Origin of the sequence: Streptomyces hygroscopicus subsp. hygroscopicus, from assembly GCF_001553455.1 — a bacterium.
In the GTDB taxonomy this organism is placed as follows: domain Bacteria; phylum Actinomycetota; class Actinomycetes; order Streptomycetales; family Streptomycetaceae; genus Streptomyces; species Streptomyces hygroscopicus.
In genome coordinates, this window is the sequence record NZ_BBOX01000386.1 from 1 (window position 1) to 3703 (window position 3703).

Annotated in this window: 4 protein-coding genes; 1 reads left to right on the forward strand and 3 read right to left on the reverse strand. The window is 70.4% G+C overall.

Features of this window, described 5'->3' with window-relative positions; all coding sequences use genetic code 11:
- Nucleotides 1–28: 28 nt before the first annotated feature.
- A complete protein-coding gene (locus AXW62_RS32765) occupies nucleotides 29–1213 on the forward strand; it encodes a winged helix-turn-helix domain-containing protein (RefSeq protein ID WP_060947678.1) in 1185 nt (394 codons plus the stop codon).
- 161 nt (nucleotides 1214–1374) lie between these two features.
- On the opposite strand, the gene AXW62_RS32770 is transcribed toward AXW62_RS32765, so the two are convergent.
- The 3 genes from AXW62_RS32770 to AXW62_RS32780 all read right to left on the reverse strand — a co-directional run.
- Nucleotides 1375–2124, reverse strand: a complete 750-nt coding sequence (locus AXW62_RS32770; protein WP_030835678.1) for a response regulator — start codon at nucleotides 2122–2124, stop codon at nucleotides 1375–1377.
- Nucleotides 2125–2346: 222 nt separating this feature from the next.
- The gene (hpf, locus tag AXW62_RS32775) at nucleotides 2347–3036 is read right to left on the reverse strand and encodes a ribosome hibernation-promoting factor, HPF/YfiA family (protein WP_030835675.1); all 690 of its coding nucleotides are present in this window, start codon (nucleotides 3034–3036) and stop codon (nucleotides 2347–2349) included.
- Between the two features lie 316 nt (nucleotides 3037–3352).
- Nucleotides 3353–3703 (reverse strand): ComF family protein (locus AXW62_RS32780; protein ID WP_289306033.1); only part of this gene is annotated, 351 nt, incomplete at its 5' end.

The window sequence follows — 3703 nt, forward strand, 5'->3', positions numbered from 1 at the left end:
GTCAGTGGTCGCCACTACGGTGACGCGCATGACGAATGCCGCCACCGGTTCCGCCGTGGACCGCACTCCCGAGGTCACCCTCTCCGCCGACGAGGCACGCCGGATCGCGCTGCGCGCCCAGGGGCTGCTGGGCGCCCCCGACCGGCGTGGTGGAGTGCGGGGCGTGCTGCGCCATCTGGGCGCGGTGCAGCTGGACACGATCTCGGTGCTGGCCCGCTCACACGAGCTGATTCCCTACGCACGGCTGGGCGCGGTCGGCCGTGAGGCGGTCGAGTCGGCTTACTGGACCGGCACCCACGCCTTCGAGTACTGGTCGCACGCCGCCTGTGTGCTGCCGATCGAGGAGTGGCCGCACTTCGCCTTCCGGCGCCGCGCCTACCGCACCCGTCCGCACTGGCACCACGAGCTGCCGGACGGGGTGTACGAGACGGTGGTGAAGCAGCTGCGCGCCGAGGGCCCGCTGACCGCGACGGAGCTGGGCGGGGCCAAGAACGGCGGGCCGTGGTGGGACTGGTCGGCGGCGAAGATCGCGGTCGAACGGGCGCTGATGTTCGGCGAGGTGGTGTGCGTCGAGCGGCGCGGCTGGAAGCGGGTGTACGACCTGGCGGAGCGCGCCGTGCCGGACGCCCTGCTCCATGACGACCTGGACGACCGGGAGTGCCTGCGCCGGTTGGTCCGGCTCGCCGGGCAGTCCCTGGGCGTGGGCACGCGGGCGGACATCGCCGACTACCACCGGCTCAAGGGCGAGCAGGTGGAGGCGGTGATCGCGGACTCGGGGCTGGTACCGGTGGCGGTCGAGGGCTGGGACAAGCCCGCCTGGGCGCACCCCGACGCGCTGGCCGCCCCGCCGCGCGGCCGGCACCGCACGACGCTGCTGTCGCCGTTCGACTCGCTGATATGGGACCGGGCGCGCACCGAGCGGATCTTCGGCTTCACCCATCGGCTGGAGGCGTACGTACCCAAGCCCAAGCGGATCCACGGCTACTTCGCCATGCCTCTGCTGTCGGGCGGGCGGCTGCTGGGCCGGGTCGATCCGGCCCGGGAGGGGAAGACCCTGGTCGCCCGGCAGGTGTCCATGGAGTCGCCGAAGGCCGTGGCCCCCATGGCACAGGCGCTGCGGGAGGCGGCCGAATGGGTGGGCTGCGACTCCGTACGGATCGAGCGCGTCGACCGCCCCGAGCTCGCCGCACCGCTCACGGCGGCGGTCGCCTGACCCAGCGGCCCCAGCGACCCAAACGGTCCCAGCGGTCCCGGACCCGGCCGGACCCTCGGCCGGGGCCTGCTCGCCGGGGGCTGCCCGTCCGGGGCGCTCGCCGGGGGCTGCCCGTCCGGGGCCTGCTCGCCGGGGGCTACGGCTCCCGGCCGGGCCCCTCCTCACCTGATCTCGAGGATCTTCTCCCGCATCGCGTAGACCACGGCCTCCATCCTGGAGTGCAGCTGCAATTTCTCCAGGATGTTGCGCACGTGGTTCTTCACGGTGTTCTCGCTGATGAACAGCTCCTTGGCGATATCCCGGTTGTTCATTCCGGTCGCCACCAGCTTGAGTACCTCCAGCTCACGGTCGGTGAGCCGGGGCGCGGGCACCAGGCGCCGCTCATCGGTGCGCTGGATCATCGACTTGAACTCGGTCAGGAGCTTGGCCGCCATCGACGGGCTGATCTGGGACTGGCCGTCCGCCACCGCCCGGATGGCGGTCGAGACCTCGTCGGTCGAGATCTCCTTCAGCAGATAGCCGGTGGCCCCCGCCTTGATCGCGTCGTAGAGATCCGCTTCCTCATCGCTGATCGTCAGCATGATGATCTTGGCGCTGGGTGCCACCTCCTTGATGGCGGTGCAAGCCTCGATTCCCCCGCGCTTGGGCATCCGCACATCCATCAGGACGATGTCCGGCAGCAGATCCGCCGCCTTGTCCACGGCCTCGGCTCCGTCCCCCGCCTCGCCGACGACCTGGATGTCCTCCTCCTGGGCCAGGACGATCTCCAGTCCACGCCGGAAGAGCGCGTGATCGTCCACTACGAGGACCCGAATCGGCTCCTTGCGCGGCTCGCCGCGCGGCTCGCCCCCGTCCGGACCGACGCCGTGGTCATCGCCGGCGTCGGACACGGGCCCGAAGCTGTCCGCCATCGTTCCTCCCCCTGAAGGCCATGGCCCTTGCGGTCCGCACCTTCTGGTGCACTCGGTCTGGCAGCAACCGGCGTCCTCGGTACGCCGGTTGGCCGTCGGGCCATGATTTCATGCCCGGACGGCGGAATGGTCCCGCCGTGGTCGCACGGAGGTGCCCCGGGGGGCGCACAGACGCTCCGGGGCACCTCTCACCTGTCAGGCTGGATTCGGCTGAATTCCTCGTCAGCCGCCGAGTGCGCCGCCGGCGCCACCGGGCGCCTCCCCGACGAACGCCTGGGGCTGGAGATGAATCACCCCGTAGTCATAGCCATGCCGCCGGTAGACGACGCTGGGCTGATTGGTGTCGGAGTCGACGAACAGATAGAAGTCATGCCCGACCAACTCCATCTCATAGAGAGCCTGGTCGAGCGTCATCGGGGCTGCGGCGTGGGTCTTCTCCCGGACCACCAGGGGGCCCTCACCCTGCACCTCCAGGGGGCCCATCCGGGTGGTGGGGACGGTCTCCGGCGCGCGCTGGGGGGCGATCTCGCCATGCCCGTTGATGCGCGCCGCGTTGGGGACGGTGACCGCCACGTCGCTGGCCGGAATACGACCGTTGCCACGGCGCGTATGGCGCTTGTCGTGCTGCTTCCGCATCCGTGCCTCCAGCTTGCTGGCCGCCAGGTCCAGCGCTGCGTACGGATCGGCCGCGGCGGCCTCCGCCCGGATCACCGGGCCGCGTGAGCGGAGCGTGATCTCCACCCGGTCGGCGCGGTCGGACTGCCGCGGGTTGTGCTCCTTGGACACCTCGACGTCGAGGCTGATGACCTTGCCGTCGAGCTTCTGGATCTTATCCAGCTTCAGCTTCTCGGCCACGTGCTTCCGGAACCGCTCGGGCACCTCAGTTTTACGGCCCTTGACGACGATGTCCACGCAGAACTCCGTTCCCGGGTAGCTCCAGTCAGTATCGGAGCGTCATCCCTTGTGCACTTGGCTCCGGCTCTCTTCCGGAGCCACCGGCTTGGCGCTTTCAGCTCCTCCTTCCCACGGTGAGGATCTCAACCCCAATTGTTCCAAGCCTCACCAGAACGCAGGCAAAACACGCCAAGCGGATGAGTGAGTCATAACACCCGCCATTCCTCACAACCGAACATAGCTCGGCCGGTCGGAAGTCGGCACCCCCTACCGGCACGTACCTCCGATCAGGTGCTTTGCCACGCTTATCACCTGCAACGATGTGGCTTCGTATTCAGTTCCGGTTGATGTGCGCCCGGGGCGCGGCCACCACGGCCGCGCCGATCACCAGCCCACCGGCCGCCCTCACCGCCCGCGCGGCCTCCGCCAGCGAAGCACCCGTCGTCATCACATCGTCCACCAGCACCACCGGCCCCGCCACCAGCAGCCGACCGCTGCCGGGGACCGCTCCCAGCGCCCCCGTCACGTTCGCCAGCCGCTGCCGCGCGTCCAGCCCCGACTGATCGGTCACCCGGCGCCGCTGGCGCAGCACCGCCGGGACCTTCGCCGGGCATCCGCCGCCACGCAGCACCGCCGCGGCGGCGAGCGCGATCCGCCGGGCCGGGTCATGCCCCCGGGCCCCCAC

Excerpts from the sequence above, each read along its gene's own strand:
- AXW62_RS32765 (WP_060947678.1), top strand. The coding sequence starts at position 29 with ATGACGAATGCCGCCACCGGTTCCGCCGTGGACCGCACTCCCGAGGTC.
- AXW62_RS32770 (WP_030835678.1), bottom strand. The coding sequence starts at position 2,124 with ATGGCGGACAGCTTCGGGCCCGTGTCCGACGCCGGCGATGACCACGGC.